General features: G+C 65.9%; 11 protein-coding genes. 5 read left to right on the top strand and 6 right to left on the bottom strand.

Annotation, left to right across the window (positions count from 1 at the left end; translation table 11 throughout):
- Together ACFPIJ_RS48250 and ACFPIJ_RS48245 are read left to right on the top strand one after the other, a co-directional pair.
- Positions 1–702 (top strand): transposase family protein (locus tag ACFPIJ_RS48250; RefSeq protein WP_380126244.1); only part of this gene is annotated, 702 nt, incomplete at its 5' end.
- Between the two features lie 21 nt (positions 703–723).
- Entirely contained in the window at positions 724–1,080 is a 357-nt protein-coding gene (locus ACFPIJ_RS48245) for a hypothetical protein (RefSeq protein ID WP_380126243.1), read from the top strand.
- Positions 1,081–1,474: 394 nt separating this feature from the next.
- Here the strand turns inward: ACFPIJ_RS48245 and ACFPIJ_RS48240 are convergent, their stop codons facing one another.
- Positions 1,475–3,094, bottom strand: a complete 1,620-nt coding sequence (locus ACFPIJ_RS48240; RefSeq protein ID WP_380126242.1) for an LA2681 family HEPN domain-containing protein — start codon at positions 3,092–3,094, stop codon at positions 1,475–1,477.
- 403 nt (positions 3,095–3,497) lie between these two features.
- Here ACFPIJ_RS48240 and ACFPIJ_RS48235 point away from each other — a divergent pair, with 403 nt between their 5' ends.
- Positions 3,498–6,743, top strand: coding sequence for an NACHT domain-containing protein (locus tag ACFPIJ_RS48235; protein ID WP_380126241.1), 3,246 nt, complete (start codon positions 3,498–3,500; stop codon positions 6,741–6,743).
- Between the two features lie 246 nt (positions 6,744–6,989).
- Here the strand turns inward: ACFPIJ_RS48235 and ACFPIJ_RS48230 are convergent, their stop codons facing one another.
- On the bottom strand, positions 6,990–10,115 hold the full coding sequence (locus tag ACFPIJ_RS48230) for an NACHT domain-containing protein (RefSeq protein ID WP_380126240.1): 3,126 nt from the start codon (positions 10,113–10,115) through the stop codon (positions 6,990–6,992).
- A 499-nt stretch (positions 10,116–10,614) separates the two neighbouring features.
- Between ACFPIJ_RS48230 and ACFPIJ_RS48225 the strand changes: the two genes are divergently transcribed.
- Together ACFPIJ_RS48225 and ACFPIJ_RS48220 are read left to right on the top strand one after the other, a co-directional pair.
- Positions 10,615–11,994: a serine/threonine-protein kinase gene (locus ACFPIJ_RS48225; RefSeq protein WP_380126239.1), complete on the top strand. Its 1,380-nt coding sequence runs from the start codon at positions 10,615–10,617 to the stop codon at positions 11,992–11,994.
- The gene (locus ACFPIJ_RS48220) at positions 11,991–15,173 is read left to right on the top strand and encodes an NACHT domain-containing protein (RefSeq protein WP_380126238.1); all 3,183 of its coding nucleotides are present in this window, start codon (positions 11,991–11,993) and stop codon (positions 15,171–15,173) included. The genes ACFPIJ_RS48225 and ACFPIJ_RS48220 overlap by 4 nt, the downstream gene beginning before the upstream one ends.
- 27 nt (positions 15,174–15,200) lie before the next feature.
- Here the strand turns inward: ACFPIJ_RS48220 and ACFPIJ_RS48215 are convergent, their stop codons facing one another.
- From ACFPIJ_RS48215 to ACFPIJ_RS48200, 4 genes are all read right to left on the bottom strand, one after another.
- Positions 15,201–15,935, bottom strand: a complete 735-nt coding sequence (locus ACFPIJ_RS48215; RefSeq protein WP_380126237.1) for an IS3 family transposase — start codon at positions 15,933–15,935, stop codon at positions 15,201–15,203.
- Between the two features lie 355 nt (positions 15,936–16,290).
- Positions 16,291–17,319 carry a tyrosine-type recombinase/integrase gene (locus tag ACFPIJ_RS48210; RefSeq protein ID WP_380126236.1) on the bottom strand — a complete coding sequence of 343 codons (1,029 nt, stop codon included), beginning with the start codon at positions 17,317–17,319 and terminating at the stop codon, positions 16,291–16,293.
- Positions 17,309–17,782, bottom strand: a complete 474-nt coding sequence (locus ACFPIJ_RS48205) for a hypothetical protein (protein WP_380126235.1) — start codon at positions 17,780–17,782, stop codon at positions 17,309–17,311. The genes ACFPIJ_RS48210 and ACFPIJ_RS48205 overlap by 11 nt, the downstream gene beginning before the upstream one ends.
- A gap of 371 nt (positions 17,783–18,153) precedes the next feature.
- Positions 18,154–20,061: a hypothetical protein gene (locus ACFPIJ_RS48200; RefSeq protein ID WP_380126234.1), complete on the bottom strand. Its 1,908-nt coding sequence runs from the start codon at positions 20,059–20,061 to the stop codon at positions 18,154–18,156.
- Positions 20,062–20,319 lie beyond the last annotated feature (258 nt).

Below are 20,319 nucleotides of genomic sequence, written 5' to 3'. Positions count from 1 at the left end.
CAGCATCGATCCCGGTGGCGGCGCCTCGACCCGGGCCGGCAGGCGCTGCTCGCCCTGGCCCATCTCCGCAACGGCGACACCTACACCCGCCTCGCCGCCGGGTTCGCGGTCGGCGTCGCGACAGCCTGGCGATACGTCCAGGAAGCGATCACCCTGCTCGCCGCGGCCGCCGCCGACTTGGCCACCGCGATGGTGCGCATCCGCACCCTCGCGTACGCGATCCTGGACGGCACGCTCATCCCGATCGACCGGGTCGCCGACCAGCGGCCGTACTACTCCGGCAAACATCGACGACACGGCGTCAACGTGCAGGTCATCGCAGATGCCGCTGGCCGCCTCGTATGGACGTCACCGGCATTGCCCGGCGCGACACACGACCTGACCGCCGCCCGCACCCACGACATCATCAACGCGCTGAGCGCCGCCGGCGTGATGACGTTCGCAGACAAGGGCTACCAAGGCGCCGGCGGAACCGTGCGCACCCCGCTCAAGCGCCACCGTCACCGGCCCAGGCTGTCCCGCCGACAGAAGGCGGTGAACAAGACACACGCGAAGATCCGGGCCTGCGGCGAACGCGCGATCACCACCCTCAAGACCTGGAAAATCCTGGCGAAACTCCGCTGCTGCCCACGGCGAGCCACCTCGATCGTGCAAGCCATCCTCGCTCTACACCACGTCGAGACCAGCCGCTGCACACGATGAAATAGCTCACCGATCATCGGTATGATCAAGGGCGTGGCCAGAGTCGTCCGAATGACCGATCGGTTGCGGCGCCACCCGGACGCCGCCGACGTGACGGTTGCCGAGTTCCTGCACCTTCCGGCTGGCGTGTCGATCGCGTCGCTGACGCTCGGGCCCGGAGCGGAGCTCGCCGTCGCGAGGTCCGACGGCGATGGTGAGGGGCTCTTCGTCACTCACGGCAGTGGCTGGATCACGAGCGGGCAGGCCGGTCGCGAGGACATCGTCGCGGGCAACATCGTCTACCACGACCGCGACCCGAATCTGGTCGTCGGCACGGAAGTGGGCATGATCCTGCTCCACATCCGCGGCGGGTTCATGATGCCGGGCCCGCCCGGATGACGGCGGTGCCGTGAGGCCCGGCAGGCCAGGGCGAGAAGACCGAACTCGCTGCCTTCCGAGTCGATCCCGAAAGTGCCGCACCCGCCCCTAGCTGCAACGTCAGCTTGGAAATGGCTCAATGTCGGACGCCCACCGTGGGGCAATGGTACGTGTCGAAGGGGGGATGTGAACCCCCACCCATAGCATCCCTGCAAGAAACAGGGATGCATGCGTACTAACCTATCGACTAATTGCAGTTCCTTCAAGTAGCTGGACGTTGGAGTCGCTCTTCCGCTGTCGTGGCTTGCATCACGGGATGTTCGACGGCGATCAAGTGGGGATTTGAGTTTCTGGCGGTGGCATCGCGAAGGTCGCGTCGCGCCTCGCTGTTCCCCGTGCGCGACCGGGACTGCTACTACGGATCGGCGGTTTGCGCTTCGTCGGGATCCGGGAACTGCATGTATTCGTACGAGGGGAGCGGTACGTACTCGCCGACATGATCGTCCGGGTGGTTCCACGTGGCGACCAGGTCGATGATGTACAGGAACGCGGAGCGGGTCACCTGCAGCGCGAGGATCGTGGAGTCCACGAGGTCGAACAGGTCGATCCTGCTGCGGGAGTCGACGGTGACGCCCGTGGCATCCAGCAGGGCCGCATGCACGATCCTGTGGGTCCCGGCGTTGCGTAGTGCCTGCGAGGGTTCGTAGAGGCCGTCTTTGTCCATGTCGAAGGCCAGTTCCGACAAGGCGAATGCCGGGAGCGCCCTGGCCGGGCTGTGGACGAGGTTCGCGCGGACCGATCCGTCAGTTTCCGACCAGAACTTCCGGAACGACACGCGGTCGGGGCGGTCGCCGATATTGAGGTACTCGTTGATGACCACCGCGGTCTTGTCCAGGACGTCGAGTGCCGACCGCTGCGCTAGCAACAGTCTTGAGTACTGCGTGCCGTACAGAGAATGGTCCAGGGTCTCGACGTAGTACCCCGAGTCGTCGTCCTTCTGCTCGGGACCTTCGGCGATGTGGAGGATCCCGTCGAATGCCAGCCGCCGCGACACCAAGAAGTCGGACTTCAGGACGTTCATCTCGGCCAGGATCGGCGGTGTCACGTCGGCTGCCGTGGTGCCATAGAGCTGTTCGATAACCGCACCGTCCCAGTGCAGGTCCTCCGTGCCGAGCCCTTCGACGGCAGGCGACAGTGCAAGGCGATGCGAGGCAACCCAGATCCGGTACCCGTCGCTATCGTCGCCGAGCCCGTGAGAGAGATGACCCTCGCTCTCGGTGAGTCCGAGTGCGTCCCACCTGTCGGCGGTTGCCTCGCCGGCGAACGACAAGGTGCCTTCACGAAGCGACTGGGCCATCTTGACGTACTTGTCGTACACGGCGCCCAGGTGCCCCAACTGCCCGACACCGTTGCTGATGCGTCCCAGCAGCAGCTGAGCCAGATTGCCGGCTGCGTTGCCGTTGTCCGGATTCTCCTCCAATGCTCGCAGATAGAGGTCGTACGCCTCTGCCCAGCGGCCCGAATGGTCGAGGCTGTTCGCCAGGTTGCAGTACGCCGCCGACCGCGTGCGCGGGTCCGCCCCCTCGGCAGTGCCGATCTCGAAGAACAAGTTCCGTGCCTTGCGCAGTTGCACACGATGTGCCAACCGGTTGGCGACCAGCTGGGGCACCCAGGTGTCGCGGCTGCCCTCGCCCGGCAGCCCATAGTCGCACTCGGTCACAAGGGCGTTTGCCACGTTGTACAGGCACTGGAAGTGCAGCGGCTCGTCCGGGGTGGTCTCGGTCAGCGACTGCTCCGCGAGGTCCCGTCCCTGTCGGAGCAATGCCGTGTCCCGCAGGTCGAACGCGCAGTTCAGGACCACGGACGAGCACATGAATCGAAGAATCTTCGTCTCGGTGGTGGTGAGCCGCGCAGCGGCGGCCTCCGCCGCGATCGACAGCACCTCGGCTGCGACGTTGGCGGCGGCATTCGCATGACGGCCACCCTGATGCAGGACCGCCTCATGCAGACGCTGATACTCCGCCGAGAACTCCACACCTCAAGCTAGGACGGCTTAGCATGCCGACGCGACCGGATTTGCGGAGTGGGATGAGACAGACGGCCACCACGTTCAGGCGCCCGCCGAACACACTGACCTGCGGGATTCGCGGACCTCTCGCGGCCGGCGCGGTCAACGCCTTCTGCGGCGCGCTGGCCTGGATGCTTGCCGGAGGAGGTCACGAGCCGCATGAGCCATCAGAGCATGGTCGGAAGCCACGAACTTGGCCCGCGATGAGCCTGAGCAGCAAGTCGAGGCAGGCTGCGAACGGACGCTATCGGTCCCGGAGTCGGATGGCGGCCCTCGAAGCTGAGCCAGCCGCCTTGGCCGTGAAAGGACACCGGCTCTGACGGCAGGCCCGACGCGTTCGAGAGGGCCGGGGTTGCGCCATCATGGAACGATGCCGCAGAGCCCTTCCTACGCCGACGCTGTCAAGATCCTGGGCGGCTCGGGATCGCTCGCCAATGCGGCCGACGACTTGCTCCGCGGTGTCCTCAACATAGCGACTGAGGGCGGCAGCGAGCTCGAGGCCAGCCTGTTCGACGCCAAGACCGGGGTGGTCCGGTTCGGCGTCATAGTCATGGCCAGCATCAATGACTCCCTACGTGGGCTGGGACGCCACGATCGCAGTGAGCGGCTCCAGGCTGCGCACACCGTCCTGGTGGTCACCGCCTTCTTCGAAGAGCTCGATGGCTGCCTAACCGCCGCAGGTATCTGCACGCCCGGCTTCGCATATGACCACCAACTCAGACTTGCCGCAAGCAACGGCGAGGGCAGGCTGATCAACCACCTCCTGCACACATCCGTACCGCTGCCGGGACCCGACCGCTCGCACTCGAGCCTCTTGACCAACCTGACGAGCTGGTTCGCCGAGGCGGCCAAGAACATGAGCCGCCATCTCACTGTGCCCGCCGTCGGGGATCACGCCGATGAGCGTGCCCGGCACGCCTTAACCGACCTGCTCGACCGGCGTCTTCCCATCGCGGCCGTCGCCCGCTACGACGCGATCCATCGCCGCCTGTCCGAGGAGATTCCCGAGTTCGCGCTGTGGGCCGATCGCCTCGCGGCGCGTGCCACCGCTTGCGGCCTCGAACGTCTCGAGGAACTCCTACTGCAGGTAGCCTCGGGCCGCGATCTCGGCATCCACCGGGCCGCGCTGGTCCGCGCCTACCGCGCCGAGCTCGACCGTCCCGTCCTCGGCGGCAGTGCTAGCGAAGTGCTCCTGCCCACACTTGGGGCCACCTACATCGATCCACACTTTCGGGTCAGGGCGGCCGGTCCAGGCGCCCGTCCTGCGGACGATCGGTGGTGGATTGACGCCGCCGTACGCGCCGACTTTGCCGGGTTCCTTGCGGCCCACCTGACCACGACCCAAGCCACTGAGGCGCCGATGCTGCTGCTCGGCCAACCTGGCGCTGGGAAGTCGTCACTGACCCGCATTCTCGCTGCCCGCCTCCCCGCTGGCGACTTCTTCGTCTGCCGGGTCCCGTTGCGCGAGGTGTCCGCCGAGGCAGAGATCCAGGACCAGGTCGAACGGGCCCTACGCCGCGCGATCGGAGAGACGGTGTCCTGGGCAGATCTCTCCCGGGATGCTCTCGGCGCACTGCCGGTGCTACTGCTCGACGGCTTCGACGAGCTGCTCCAGGCCACCGGCCTGCACCAGTCCGACTACCTGCAGCAGGTCGCCAAGTTCCAGCAGCGTGAGGCAGCACTGGGCCGCCCGGTCGCGGTCATCGTCACCACACGGGTTGCCGTCGCAGACCGCGCCCGCCTGCCCGCCGGTGCCCTAGCCGTACGCCTCGAGCCGTTCGACGACGCCCAGATCGAGCGCTGGCTGACCGTCTGGAACGAGACCACCGCACTCGGCAAACCCCTGGCGGCCGACGTGATCCTGCGCTTCCGCACCCTCGCCGAACAACCGTTGCTGCTGCTCATGCTCGCCCTCTACGACGCCACCGGTAACGCGCTGCAGGAACCCGCCGCGACGCTCGACGGGGGCCAGCTCTACGAGCGGCTACTGGCCTCCTTCGCCGAGCGTGAGGTGCGCCGGGTCCACGCGGGACAGCCCGACTCGGCCGTACCGGCGCTGGTCGAGCAGGAACTTCTGCGCCTGTCGGTGGTCGCCTTCGCGATGTTTCACCGCCAACGGCTGTGGGTCACCGAACGCGAACTGGATGACGACCTCGACGGCCTAGGCATTACCCCGGCTCGTACAGGTCGCAGCGAGGCGTTCCGCAGCCCACTTACCGCCGGTCAGGAGATGGTCGGGCGCTTCTTCTTCATACAGCGCGCCCAGGCCGTACAGGAGAATCAAACTCGGCAGACATATGAGTTTCTGCACGCGACCTTCGGCGAATATCTCGTGGCCCGGCTCGTTGTGCAGGCTGTCCGCGACATAGAGGCGCGTGAGGCGGCGAGCACACTGGCCCTGCGTCTGGGCCCGTCGAACGACAACGACCTGCTGCGGTCCCTGCTCGGGTTCACGCCGCTGACCGCCCGTGCCACGGTCCTGCGATTCATCGCCGGCCTCCTGGAAGCCCCCGACCGCGATCGCATCCGCGCCTGGCTGGTCGGCCGCACCGCCCAGGCAGTGACCCGCCCGCAGTACGCCGAGAGCCGCTACCGCCCGGTTGACAAACGCATCGACCACTGGATGGCAACCTACTCGTTCAATCTGCTCCTGCTGACTCTGGCCTGCGGCGGTGAATTGCGCGCGTCGGACCTGTTCACCCAGACCGGCGACCCGGCTGCCTGGCTGCGCAATTCGGCGCTGCAATGGCAGGCCGCCGTCCCCGACGGCATGTGGATGGACGCCATGGAAGTCGTCAAGGTCACCCGCAGTTGGCGTGACGACAACCGTGACATCGTCCTCGAACACGCGCGTGAGCGGATGCCCGACCTCCCGGACCCGACGGACGTCTACTGGACCAACGAGCTGGAACCCGGCGGAAATCTCGACGAGGCGTTCGGGGCCGCCTTCGAGATACTGCCCGCGCTCAGGTCTATGCACCTAAGCAACCACCTCAGCGGCGATCTGCTGCTGCACGCCCTGGAGCCGTTGATCCATCGGATACCCGCGGCGCTGACCCAGTTCGCTCCACAGGACGGCGGCGGCGGCCACACCTCGGTCGCGCAGAGTCTGATCCGGATGTGGCTGGCCGTCCCGCAGAACCTTTCGTCGGAGGAACTGGTGGCGGTCTACGAGGAAGCGTCCAACGCCCCGCGGGTCCTGGCCTACGGCAAACTGTCCACCGCGAGTGGAGAGGTCACCGAACTGCTGCTCGGCACCATGCGCGCGGACGCGTATCGGCTGCCTGCGCAGGCCGTGTGCGGTATTGTCCACGAACTGATTGACGAGGCGATCGTAACTCCAGCCGCCGCCGCCAGCGCGATCTACTGCCTGGTGACTTCGGACGCCACACGCGGCTGGTACGGTGCCAACCTCACATCCGACCTGATCTCGAACCACGCGGACAGCATCGACAGCCGCGTGCTCATCCCCGCTTTGCGTGCACTCATCGGCGGCGAGGAAACTGAGCATGCGGACCTCCGGCGCACGGCAGAACTCCTGGCCGAGGCCGGCCGCCGACCGGAACTCGAACGTGCGGCCCCAGACCTCGTCGAGTCGTTGTTCGCCCACCTCTGAGATCACGCTCCGGGAACGGGCATGAGCCACGCTCATCGGCGGGCCGTGCCGGATCGGCCTTGGCGAGGCCTGCGATCGCGGCGCTACGCAGGTTGTCCGGCGATGGGATCAACTGTTCCTCGGTCGTGCCGGCCTGGCGTTCCCGCCACGCGCGGCGCGGCCGACACCGTGCTTACGATGGCGAGGACGGCCTCGACCTCGCGGGTGCAGGCAGTACGAGTCCGCTGCGGCCGACGATGCGTCCATCTACTCGGCAATCCGCCTGCGCCGCAAAACCTCGGGCGATTCCTTGCCGCGTTCATACACTTCAAGTGCGGAACGGAGCTCGATGAGTCGACCACGATCCGAGTCAGAGGCATTTCGTTCGCCGAATTGAAGAATCTGGATGACCCAATCCGGAACCCGGCCAGAAATGGCGTAGAACGCGGGGTTGCTTAGTACTGGGGCGGTTTCGAGCAAGTTGGGGTGTTCTGCTACAACGAGGCATAGGGAAGGAAGTCCAACGTCACAAGAGGCGCCGAGCCGCGCAAGGGCTTCGGCGTTACCGCTGCCGATCTCCTTCGCATTGATGGCGAGCGCCCAACTGAGCAGCCTTAGGGTGTTCGGCGAGAGACTGGGGTGCGCCGTGGTTCCACGATGCACGCCGTCCAACACATGCCGCGTCCAGAAGTCTCCTGGACTGTCCAGGATGTCGGCATAAACGATCGCGCCGGCCGCCCACGCTACGAGCTCGGTCTCGGAGAAGTATCCGGGGGTGAAGTGGCTCGTAGTCCTGGTGATCTGGGCGCCAACTCGGACATCTCGTTCTAGGAGCGGGTCGTTGGCCAGCTGTGCGTAGCCAATCTCGGGCTCGGACTCCGGAACGGACCTCCCGACGCGCGGCACCACCTGCCAGTCGTCCGGCAGGACATCGAGAGCGGCGACGACTGCCGCCCAGCCCGCGTCGTCGAGGCCGGCCTGCCAGGCGCGGACGGTCGAACGCCACCAGGGCGTCACGCTCTCCCCGCTGGGCATGAGCCTGGGGATGGCGACTGGACCGAGGTGTGCCCGCAGCGTGATGAGGTTGACGGAGTACGCCGCCAGCTCCCGCCACCGGTCTATTCGCGTGGGCCGGTATCCGGCGAACCGGTCAGTGCCGTGCCGGTTGCGAACGGCCTGGAATAGCCGCTCCAGCACACGCGCGATGGGTGCGTGCCGATCCGTGGGCAACGCTTCCAGAATCTCCTGGACGAACGTAAGGATCGTGCGGCGCGCAGCGAGAGGCTGGTGAGACAGCAGTGCGAAGAGTTCATCGTCGGTATCCCGACCGATCCGTCGCCCGTCGCTAGCGGATAGATCGAGAAGCGCACGAACGACGTGCCGCGCGATGAGGTATTCGCCAAAGGTGGCGTGTAGAAACTCGTAACTGTGCCGCGCTTCATCCTGCTGCCTTGCATCGGCCTCAGCGGTGTGCACGAAAAAGAACTCGCCCGCGATCCGCCAGGCAAGGCGGCGCTCGTCACCGCGGTGCTCATGGCCGTCGCTGGAGTCGTCAAGCGCTGCTAGGTCCGCGCCGAGTGCTGTGTCCGAGACGTACTGGCCACCACGGTTGAAGATCGCAAATGCTGCGATTGTTAGGCGCCAGAGCCGCGCATCGAGGGCTCCGTCCGCGCCCTCGTCGGTAAGCGGTCGGGTCTTGGCGACCTCCCGACGTACGAAGGTGTCGAACAGCCGCTCGTAAAGCGCCGCACGGGTGAGGTCCACGTCGAGCGGTGGCGCCATCGGATCGGCGACGTAAAGTGCGAACATCAGGAGCAGCAGCGGCTGGCGAGTCAGCTCGATGTGGGCCAATGCGGACTCGGTCGATAGCGGACGGACCATATCCGACTGGACCGGGTCGTGGTTTACCTCATTCCACGCTTCCGTCCAACGTGTGATTTCGGGCCTGCCGAACTCCTCAAGGCGCAGGACGACAGTGCCGTGGGGAATCCGGGCTTGTTCCGCCACGATCGTGCGAGAGGTCACGATCACCGCGACAGGTCTGCCAAGGACGGCTTCGCGTCGCTGGAACTCTTCGATCTCCTGTAGGTACTGCGGTCGCCCGGTCGGCGTCGCCTGCAGCAGTTCGTCGAAGCCGTCCAGTAGGACCACACGGATCGTCTCGGCACTTTCGTCGACGAGGGCGCTCCAGTCGACGCGCCCATGCGTATCAACGTGTATCGCCTGTTGGATCTGGGTGTAAATCGGCGCGGATGCGTCGACGTGGCGCAGGGCGACGCGCACCGCGGTGAACGACTCGACCGGCAGCCGCGCGGCGATCACCTTCGTCAGCAAAGACTTGCCCGCACCCGGATGGCCGAGGACGAGCAGCGGGCGCTCCAGGCTCGCTGTGCCCGCCAGATACGCACCGAGAAACAAATCGACGTCGCCAGCGAAGCGCTGCTGCGCCCACCAACTGTCGTCGGCTGGCCTCGAGCCCGCTGCGTACACGATCTGTCGACACTTGGGGCTCTGGTGGATGGCGAACACGCTCGGTATTCGAACCGCGTCGAGGTGTCGGCTTACATCTTGCGGCAAAATCGGCTCGTCGAGGACAGCGCGATTGGTTGCTACCACCGCATCCCGGCGGGGCGACGCAGCACGCTGCGGATCGCCCACCATCGCCTCAAGCAGCCGTTGAAGTCGGCCGAGGGCAAGCGCTTGGGTACCGAGCACGTCGCCTAGCCCGCTATGTAGGTCGCGGATGTTCGCATGAGTGGTGGCGTGCTCGGCTAGCATGGCCCAGATCCCGAACTCCGGCACATCAGCTGCAAGCTGGAGAAACGCCGCCTCATAGCCACGTACGGCCGTGGCGACCATCGTGTTCTCGACGGCTTGCGTCTGCGATGCGTGCGGCGCCAATGCCGTGGCCAGACCTACATAAAAGCTGTTTACCCTGGCGCCGCCTTCGACGACGCCACCGACAAATGGATGGGGGGCCGAGGAGGTATAGAGTTTGACGAGCAACGACTCGTCCGGAGAGGCACGCACAATCGCCTTCTTGCGATCGCGGCGGAGCTTCTGGCCTTCTGGTGCCTCGAATGCCTCGAATGCCTCGAATGCCTCGAATAAGGACAACATGATCAGGATCGTGTGGGCAGCCGTGATCAGTTGCTGCCGCTCGAGGCCATTCGTACTCAGCAGACGGCTCTTGCCCGCGTCGAGTAGTTTGCCGACGAGCCCGAATGCCTCGTCCTTCTGGTCGATCCACCCGAAGAGCGCGGGCGCCCCCACGAGTGGTCCACCGAGTAAGGCCCCTCCAAGTAGGGAGTTCAGAGCGTTGAAGATCGGCCGATTGTGCTGGCCGAGCAACTGCAGCGCACCGCGATACGTCAGCGGCGGGTCGACTCGCACACCCACAGCGTAATGACACCGAGCCACCCAACCCACATCCCCGTCCCGCGGGCCGAAGCGCTACTTAATGGACCGGACGGCTGAACAGCGTCACCGCCGGGCGCGGACGGGCTGCCGGTGATCCGCTGCCGATCGACTCATCGTCGACTTGAATCTTCACCTGACCCAAGCGGCGCGCTAGACTGGACCACCCTCTCGGGGCGGTGTAGTAGATCCCAGTCGTGCTGTCCGGGCAGGCCGTGGCTGAGCGCGCCACGGCCGGCGTGACTGACTGTGGTGAGGCAGCGAGGTTGTCCAGGTCGCACTCCAGCGGCGTCTAGAAGCGCCTGCACGTCCGCCAGCACGACATTGCCGACTATGTTGTCGGGGATCACGCGTATCCAGCTGCGCGATGCTGGCCCTCAGATTTAGGCACTTCGGACGATCGAACGGCACCGACGACCCGTACGGCTGAGTGTTAAAGCGCCTATGACCAACGGCCGTTGGAAGAATGGCGGGTGTGACTGTGCATCGCTTCACCGACACTGACGGTGTCGAATGGACCTACGACGATCAGGACAAGATCGGCGACCCCAGCGGGATGGGCACGGTGTTCACGGGCGCCAGCCCAGACGGCACGCCGGTGGCGGTCAAACGGGTCCGGCTGCCCTACCCCAGCCTGAGCGCCGAGCGCCGACGCGACCGCGAGGTGCAGATCGGCAAGCTACTGGTCCGCACGGAGCGGTCCGGCAACGAGACCTCGCATCTCGTCCTGCCCCTGGGCTACCAGTTCGTCGGCGAAGACCTCTACATCGTGATGCCGCTAGCCGACGAGTCCCTCGGGCACGCGTTGAAACTCGGCCCCTTTGGCCTGCCAACCGGGGTCGACATCATGCGGCAGGTCGCAGTCGGACTCGAGCAGCTCGCGGCCGTGTCGATCGTGCATCGCGACCTCAAGCCGGACAATGTCTTGCGCTACGGGGCCACCTGGAGGATCACCGACTTCGGCCTATCCAAAAACCTTTCCGAGGGCACCGTGACCGTCTCGCTCGCGGGCTGGGGCACCGATCCCTACACCGCGCCTGAGCTGTGGAACAACCAGCCCGCCACCCCACGATCCGACCTGTACGCGCTCGGCGTCCTCGCATTCGAGGTCTTCACCGGGGCACGGCCGTTTCCCGGCCCGCGCGGCGAGTATCGCCGTCAACACCAGCAGGACCCACCGCCCGACCTGCCCGACCTGCCGCCGCGGCTGGCCCGGCTCACCCTCCGGCTGCTGGCCAAGAACCCGGCCGAGCGCCCCCAAGACGCCCGAGCGGTCGTTGAGGCGATTGACGCCTACGCCCTCCGACTACGCCCCAACCAGGAAGCCCTCGTTGACGCCGCCCTTGAGCTGGAGCACGCACGGGCCAACGGCGAGGCTGGCGACGCCGTCGCTATGGCCCGCGCCGAACAGGTGAAGGCACTGCGGCTGCTAGCGGCCACCGACCTGGGCAACGTACTCGCCAACGCCTACGACGACGTCCGCGAGGCACTGCCCGACGCCCGGATCGATCGCGCCGCGCTTGAAATCCTAGTTGGAGGCCTCCGCATCGCCTTCGAAACGTCGGAGCCGCTGCACCTGTCCGCCATCGCCGACCCCGGCAGCGCCGTGCTGACAGGCGTGGTCCGGCTGGTTCCAGCGGATGGGCCGCGCCAGCTGGGCAAGGTGTTCGCCCACCTGACCTACGCCCCCGAGCTCGACGGACGGTTCCGCTGGGACTACACCGGAGCCGAACCGACTGACACGGACCGGCGACCGCTCGACGACGAAGCGATCCTCACCGTCGTGCGCACGGTGCTGGCTGCGGCCGCTCGCGGCGGGAACACCAGACCGGCACCCTGGCGAACTGGTGGGTGAAAGAGGCGATGCGAGACGATCCGCTGACCCTGCGAGGCGCTCTCACCATCCTGGGCGCCTTCGACAAAATACGCTTCGCCAAGCTCGACCGTGATCTCGGCGATGTCCTCACAGGCCAGTCAGCTCGACCCCTGATCGCGTTTCTTTCCTGGTTCTTCCCAGAGAATGACACGTCATCGCTGGTCCTGGGCATGGCGGAATCGGCTGTTGTCTGCCTTCCAACGGTGTCCGGCCGGGATCGGCCGGGCGTCGTGACGGCAATCCACACATCGTTGCTGATGGCTGCGTTCGTCGCGGGCGTGCAACAAACGCTCAAAGCCAAGGACCTTCCCGAGGGTTTGCCGCTCACCGCTAAGGATCGCGAGGTAGCCAGCACCACCAACATGTCGGCGAAATTCGATCTCGGCAAGTTGTACGATCGTCAGGCGCCGGAGCGGCTCGCGGCTGACATCGGCTCCTCTGTGAACTCCAGGGTGGGTACGTTCTTCGACGCAATCGCTGAGGTAATTGAGTCGTACGCCAGCGGCACCTCGTTCCATGACCGCATCAACTGGCGCATTCTCAATGCGGTGACCCTGCGTCAGGAGGCGCTCCGCGCCTACCACAACTACTACAACGCGAGGCGTCACGAGATTCCGGAGTTTCGTCTCTGGAGTGCTGAGCCGACGAAAAACCAGGTTGCCGTGGATGGAATGGCAACGCTCGCGGACGCGCTGAGGCCGATGACCCGTGCGGCGCAAGGCGACGGCCGGAAGTTCGTTCATCTCGCGAATGCCGACGAGCTCGACAGTCCGATTGTCCAACAGGGCTCGATCGACGAGCTGAAACACCTGCAGTTTCCGCTCGTCCGCGAGGTGTACGTGACACCCGGATTTCGTGTCGCAGTGAACGGGCCCGGGGTGCGGGCCGCCGACGAGGACTGGTGGGATACGCTGCCCGCCCGCCAAGACCTTGGACACTTTCTCGCATCCTTATTTTGCGGGACGGCAGTCTTGTCCGTGCCGATCATCGTCTTAGGCCACCCCGGCGCGGGGAAGTCGTTGTTCACCAAGGTCGTCGCGGCCCGCCTACCGCCTGAGACGTATACGGTCGTCCGGGTTCCCCTGCGCTCCGTCGATGCCGATGCCCATGTCCATACGCAGATCCAGCAGGCGCTGGACGTGCAGACCCATAAACGGGTGCAGTGGTCGGATCTCGTCGAGGAGAGTGTAGACACCGTTCGGGTCGTGCTGCTTGATGGCTTGGATGAGCTCCTGCAAGCAAATCCCTCCGGTCGCTCCGCCTACATGCTCGACGTTGCCGAGTTCCAGCGACGTGAGGCCTCGCTCGGTCGTCCGGTCATTGTTATGGTTACGTCGCGGACGGTCGTGGTGGACAGGGCCCGACTGCCTGCCAACGCGCTGCTCGTCCGGCTCAGCGAGTTCACACCCCTGGAAATCGACCGTTGGGTGGAGCGGTGGAACGCGAAGAACGAGGTGGGAATCGAGAAGAACGCCCTGCGGCGGTTGACCGCGGCTGATCTGAGCAGCCATCTTCACCTCGCCTGCCAGCCGCTGCTACTGCTATTGCTCGCGATCTACATCGCGGATCCCAAGAGTCCCGGCATCCACGCGAACATGTCTACAGCGGCGCTCTACAAAAGCCTCTTCACCTCGTTCATCCGTCGAGAACTGCGCAAGGATCCTCGGCTGGATGAGGCCCGGTTGGCCATTGAGACCACCAATCGGATGTGGCGGCTCGCCATCGCGGCGTTCGCGATGTTCAATCGCAGTCGACTCTTCGTGACGGACGACGAGCTAGGCGCCGACCTGATAGCACTGGCCTTCGACGAAAGCGGACCTGCCGTGTCGGCTGTTGCTGCCCGGCGGGGTCAGCACCTACTGGGTCAGTTCTTCTTTATCTACACATCCGAGTCCGACGCCCATCGCGACGGCGAGCAACGGCACTCGTACGAGTTCCTGCACGCCACGTTCGGTGAATATCTGGTTGGCAGTTGGATCGTGGAGCTGCTGGTCGAGCTGGCGCAGGCACACCAACTGGCCTTGCGCAGCCGGCCTGAGATCGACGACTCGGTGCTGTTCGCTCTGACCAGCTGCCAGCCGATTGCGAACCGCCGCACGATCCTTGAATTCGCACAAGAGGCGTTCGCTGAGTATGGCGACGCGGAGACCCAACTCGTAGCGATGCTTGAACTGCTGATCCAACGTTGGAGGTCTAGGCCAATACCGACGAAGCCCGTCGGCTACCGGCCCGCATACATCGACGACCACCTGCGAGAGCTGGCCACGTATACGGCGAACCTCGTTCTCATGCGGGTCTTCATTGAAAAGTCCGAACAGGGCGTGCCAATTCGGTCGCTCGCGGCTGTCGACACCGATCCGCGGGAGAGCTGGCGCTCGCTGACGCGGCTTTGGCATGCTGGCCTGGACACCACCGGGATACTTGCCCTGACCGCGACCCTGGCCATGTCAGCCGATGGCCAGCGCATTGTGCGTAGGCAGGCGCAGCACGATAGCGTCGATCTGGAGATAGAGGTGGCAGACCTGGCCGGCGACCGGGAGACCGTTGCCCGCCTGCTCATTGGCCGCAGGGTCCGCGACTTCCTGCCCGCCGCCGAGGAGTTCTTGTCAGACGGCGGAGCCGAGCTGCTCGCCGAGCTGTCGGCGATCGCAACGCATCCGCTGGCCGATGGCATCGGTGTCGCTTCTGCGCGAACCATTGAGCAGTGGCCCGCACCGGAGTCCGAGTATGCGGTGCATCTGTTGATCCACTATTTGGCCGCTAACTCGTACAAAGCCGACCTCGACACCGTCGCGAATCTGGTCCGTCTGTTGCTCGAGACGATGCGACCACACCGCCGTAGTGCACCACAGCTGGCGCTCGTTCTCGCGGCTCACCCTCAGCTGCTTGAGAAGGTGCCCGAACTAGGCAGCGCCGATCTCTATGCGGGCAAGGAAGAGGCGGCCACGGTTGCCGTGGCGCTGCAGGCCGCCTCCGACCGTGCGCCAGGAAAGCTCCGCAAGCAGCTCTACGAGCTGAAACGTAGGGTTGATCTGGATCGTCGCGACCTGGTGGACGATAAGGCCACGACCGTGAATCTCATGAAAGGTGTCATCGGCATCCTTTCGGGGCAGGGCCTGAGAATCAACAGCCGGGTAGCGGACCGGCAGCCGGACTGAGGTTCCCCCGGCTCTTCGGAGGGTGAATTACCTGTCGCCGGTCGGCTCAGGCTGAACGATAGCTGTGGTGTGCTGGACGTACCAGGCGGCTTCGTACTCGTCCGGCGAGCACCAGCCGAGGTCTTTCTGGATGCGGCGGGTGTTGTACCACCCGTCGATGTAGGCGAAGATCGCGTTTTCGGCCTCGTCCCGGGTCCGCCAGCTGGTGCGGTACACCAGTTCGATCTTCAGGGTGGACCAGAAGTTCTCCATCAGTGCGTTGTCGTACGAGTCGCCGACCGTGCCCATCGAGGGCAGGATCCCGTTGTCTGCCAGGCGTTGCGCGAACCGCAGTGACGTTTGGTTCGAGCCCCTATCGCTGTGATGTATGAGCTGGCCGTCGCGGACGTCGCGGGACCAGATGCCGTACTCGAACGCGGCCAGGATGAGTTCGGCGTTGCAGTGGTCGGAGGCCTTCCAACCCACGATCCGGTTGGAGAACGCGTCCCGGATCGCGGCCAGCCAGAACGCGCCCTCGCCGCACGGGATGCGGGAGGCGTCAGCGACCCACAGCCGGTTCGGCGCGGCCGCTGTGAACTGCCGGTTGACGAGATCCGGCGCGGGAGTCGTCCGTGGGTTCTGGCGGGTCGACGGAATGCGCCATTTGCGGCGCAGAAACGCGCCTTGTCGGCCGTGTGCGCGCCGACGCGACGCCCGCCGACGGCGCCCAAGCCCTGCGGACCGCCGACCCGTCGGAGCACAGCTACGGCCGGCATACGGCACTGTTCGCGACGGTGCCGCCCGATGCCCTGCCGATCGTGCGGGACTGACCACATGCCCACCCGGCGCCGCGCCGCAGGCGAAGCTGCCAGCCAATTGGCTTGGTGCGGCTTTCGCCACGAAATGCGGAGCGGGTCACGTACGTGAAGGACAAAGATCTTTACGATCTGCCGCTGGATGTCCCGGGTTCGTCGAGTTTCTTCGAGCAGTGCAAGGCCTGCATGCGTGAAGGCTTACCATCGACGGCAATTCCGGGACCGCGTTCTACCTCAAGACTCTGGAGCCCACGCGTCGGTAGACCGCACCGAGCCGTCACGGCATGCCGCAGCGCTGCGACTCGAGCGTGTTCAAGGCTTCGCTAGAACACCTGATGACCGTCAATGGGCTGCGCGAGCGGGTGCGGCTGGCCGGTCATGGCGGCGAGGGCGGTGGCGACGGCTTGAAGATCGGCGCGGATGTAGGTGGTGGTGGCTGGTCCGGTGGTGTCGGTGTGGCCGGCGTAGGCGCGGGCGGTGCCGTATCCGAAGTGCCGTTCGACCCAGGTCAGCGTGGTGTGGCGTAGCCAGTGCGCGGTGATGCCCTGGGCGGCGACCCAGGGCAGGTGCCGGCCGATGCGGCGCCACAGCTCGTCGTAGCGGCGGCTGGTCAAGGCGCGACCGTTGCGGTACCGCAGCAGCGGGTCGGTTGGCAGGACGGCGCCGCGGGCGGCGGCGTGCTGGGTGAGGCTGGTGGCGAGGTCGAGGCTGATCGGCTGCCAGCGGACCGTGCCGCCCTTCTCGCGGAGTTGGAGGAGGCCGCGTTCATCGTCGAGGTCCTGCAGCCGTAGGCCGAGGGCGCCGGCGCGCCGGCAGGCTGTTTCGGTGTGCAGGCGCAGCAGGAGTGCGTCGAGGATGGTGTCGTTGCCGGTGGTGCGGGCAACGAGGTTGATGTCGGTCAGTTCGGCTGGGGTGAGTGCCCGTCGGGTGGTGGGCAGTCGCCGGGGCTTGCGGACCCGGTGGGCTGGGCTGTCGGCGGCATCGATGAGGCCGTCGGCGATGGCGACGTTGTAGAAGGCGCGGGCGGCGGCGATGAGCAGTTCGCCGGCGTGGCGACCACCCCGGCTGTTGCGCCGGGCTCTGGCGCTGCCGACGACGCGCCGCTGGAGTGCCTGGATGTCGCTCGCGGAGACGGCGTCGATCGTGAGGTCGCCCCAGGCTGTGGTCATGCGCTGCCAATAGCTGCGGTAGGCGCGCAGCGCGCCGGGACCGGCCGCGGCGAGGACCTGCGGGAGATACTCGTCGAAGGTCGGCAGCGTGGGTCGGGCGTCGTTCTGCAGGTCGGCGAGGGTGACGCCGAGCTCGGCGAGGGCGGTCCAGGCGGCGTCGAGCCGAGCGCGGTCAGCCGCCATCGGCTGCGGCGGACCGGTCGACGAGGAGCCGTGCGACGGTGTGGGCCGGATGAATGAAGAGCAGGTCACGGCCGGGGTGGGCCAGGAGGACGACCAGGTCGCCGACGGCGAGGTGACACAGCTGCCGAGTCGCCGCCGGAACGCCCAGAAGACCCGTGGCGCCAATGGTGTGCCGTCCGGCCGGGTTGGAGGTCGCGGTGATGGCGCCATGCGCGATGTCGAACTGGATGCGGTGCCCGGGTGGCCAGCCCAGGAGGTGCAGAAGCGCGCGGGCCGAGACTCGGCCGGACGGGTCGAGCCGACCGACGTCCAGGTGCGCCTCGGCCTGGTCAGGGCCAGTGCGAGGTGCTGGCAGACGGGGCAGTGGTGGCCGTGGCGGGCGGGCGCGGGGGAGTGGCGCGGGGATGAGTGCCGCGATCATCTGCTCGACCGGGGCTAAATTGCTGCGCGGCACGCGGGTCATCGTCGCCGCCGGGGCGCGGTCCGCACATGCCGAAACCCGACCGGGTGGTCACCCGCTCGGGTCAGCTGCTGGGATGCTATAAGATCCAAGATCTTGGTAAACATTCACCAAGACCAGTGTCGAAGGGGGGATTAACCCCCACCCATAGCATCCCTGCCCGAAGCAGGGATTCATGCGTTTATGCTATCGACACGGTTTCATTCCTTCAAGTCCTCGTCGGATCTCGGCCGTTGCCCGCTGTAGTTAGTCGAAAGCCGGTTGACGGCGGTACAGGCCATCGCCCCGTCGCGCTCGTTGGCGGCCGGCTTGCTCTGCCATGTCGAGGTGTTGGGCTGAGTTACGAGCGGGCGTTTCAGGTGGCATGAGGCAATTCAATGGTCGCGCCTGACGATGTGCAGGGCCGCAACGCAACGGCGCCACCATCCATCCCGCCGCCGGTGGCCGGTGGGTTCTCTCAAGGTCTGTCGTACCCGCGCAGCGTCGCGACCTGCTGCGTTGCCATTGGTGACGAGCACCAGGACCGCAGCGGCGCGCAATGCCAGCGCGGCGTCGACGGGCCCGACATTGTCGGCGTAGCCGTGTGCAATGAGGTTCCGGAGGTTGGTGCCGTAGTTGAGCAGCAAGGTGCGTAGGAAGCGTTCCCAGTCGGGGTCAAAGTCGTTCTCAACCAGCAGCGGCAACAAGCTTCCGAGGCCGGGAAACTGGCCAACCGAGTCGCCGACGGCGGCCCGGTACATAGGTTCGTTGAGTTCGAGTAGCAACGCTCGCGTGGCGGCTTCGACCTTCGGCACGATGAGGTGGCAGCATGCGTCGTATTCTTCGACCCAGTACAGCTGGAATGCCGTGGCCAATGCCTGAGCCAGGTTCGGCGCGGCTCCTGATTGGAGCAGAAAGGCCTTGAGGTCGGCCTGGGATGGTATTCCGAATCGCTGTTGAAGTTGAACCAGTGCGCGGGCCAGGAAACGGCCGCGCATCTCCATTGTCTGTTGTTCGATCTGCACGAGCGCGTGCTCCAAGCGATCTGCGTCGCCGTCCAGCGCCCGGGCTGGAAGGTCGCCGTCGCGGAAGATCACCATGGAGGCGAGGCGGGTCATCACCGACGCCTGAAGGTTTCGGTTGGCTGCGCGTTCGTTGGCGGTAAAGCTGCCGCTGGGTGCCGTTGAGTGCAGCCAGATCGAAAGTGCTTGCCGCCACTCGGATGCCTGCGCGAAGCCGGGCAGGTGGGCATGGAAGAACCGAGATGGCGTAGTGATCTTGTACTCGGAGACGGTCCAGGTGACCCGGGGCGCAGACTGCAAGCCTGCGACCGCCCTCTTCTCCAGGTCGGCCAAACCGTACGTGTGGGCGGCCGCCGCAGCTTCGCTGTACCGGTTCCTGATGATCATCGGATCGGTCGCCGCGTCGGCCTCGGCGATCATCGCGTTCACCTCGTGCCTGCTCGCCTGTTCGGCCCGTTCGCTACCTTCGCCGGCGCGGCGCCGTACGAGGGCGGCGAATCCGCTGATGATGTGGGCCTGCGAGTACGCAAGGACAGCCCGGTCAAGCAAGGTGTCCACGTCGGGGTCGACGCATTCGGACCGTGTCCGCCCTGGGCTGATCAAGGCCGCGAGGACTGTCATGGCGGGGTACGGATCGCCTTGGTCGACGCCCTCCGCCGCCAGCGTCTTCATGGCCTCGTGGATCGCGTTGGACGTCGTGGTGTCGTTGAGGCTGACCCGGCGGGCGAGGACCCACGCTCGGACGAGGCCATCGCCTCGGTGCCGACGTGAAGTAGGTGGCTTGGATGCCTCGAGATACGCGTTTATCGCCTGCTCGGCGGAGGTGCGACGGTTGCGCAACAGGGTGAGGGTGAAGACGATGTCCCAGCATCGTGCACGTGCCATGGGATGTCGAACGTGTTCGGCAAGCCCGAGCCAAAGTGTGCGCATCGCTTCTGTGGCGTCGCGCAACGCCACCGGCAGCAGCGACGGTCCGTCCAGCGGCTCCAACCGTGCGTCGACTCGTGCCTGGTCCGGTGTCGTCACTTCCAGCAGGTACATGAACGTGTGAAACAGCACCATCTTCTCGGAGCGGCTCGTCAGCGGATCGATCTGCGGCGAGAGTTCATCGACTCGCAACGCGACGTCATGCGGATCCGTAGCGCCATCACAGGCGGCGTCGACCAACGTTGCAAGCGCAGGCAGTCGCTCCGGATCGTGGGTGTATGGCGGGATGGGACCGGCTGTCACCGCTTCGTCATCTGACGGAGTGGGGAGGGCGTCAACTTGTGGCTCGCTCACGATGCCTTCCTGCAATACGTGGAGGGAGTCAAGTGAACCAGGTCCTTCAGTTGCCACTCCAGCCGTTTACAGCGGGGGCGGAGCGTCGGCGCCCGCCGCGGGTGGGCCAAAGGGGCTATCTTGCTGATCTTGGCTCGTGCCGTACATGAGCCTAGGGTGGCGTCCGGCGGGCCTCGGCCCTGCGGTGCGGACGCCCGACTCTAGACTCCAACTGCCGTCACTGGCGAGGGCTGCAAACGAGTCCTACCGTCGGGTGCT

The organism is Dactylosporangium cerinum (assembly GCF_042653625.1).
GTDB lineage: Bacteria > Actinomycetota > Actinomycetes > Mycobacteriales > Micromonosporaceae > Dactylosporangium > Dactylosporangium cerinum.
The sequence above is the reverse complement of the archived record's forward strand: the minus strand, read 5'-3'. Positions and strand labels throughout refer to the sequence as shown.

Coding starts and splice junctions, on each gene's coding strand:
- ACFPIJ_RS48205 (WP_380126235.1), bottom strand. CDS start 17,782: ATGACCCGCGTGCCGCGCAGCAATTTAGCCCCGGTCGAGCAGATGATC.
- ACFPIJ_RS48210 (WP_380126236.1), bottom strand. CDS start 17,319: ATGGCGGCTGACCGCGCTCGGCTCGACGCCGCCTGGACCGCCCTCGCC.
- ACFPIJ_RS48245 (WP_380126243.1), top strand. CDS start 724: ATGATCAAGGGCGTGGCCAGAGTCGTCCGAATGACCGATCGGTTGCGG.
- ACFPIJ_RS48235 (WP_380126241.1), top strand. CDS start 3,498: ATGCCGCAGAGCCCTTCCTACGCCGACGCTGTCAAGATCCTGGGCGGC.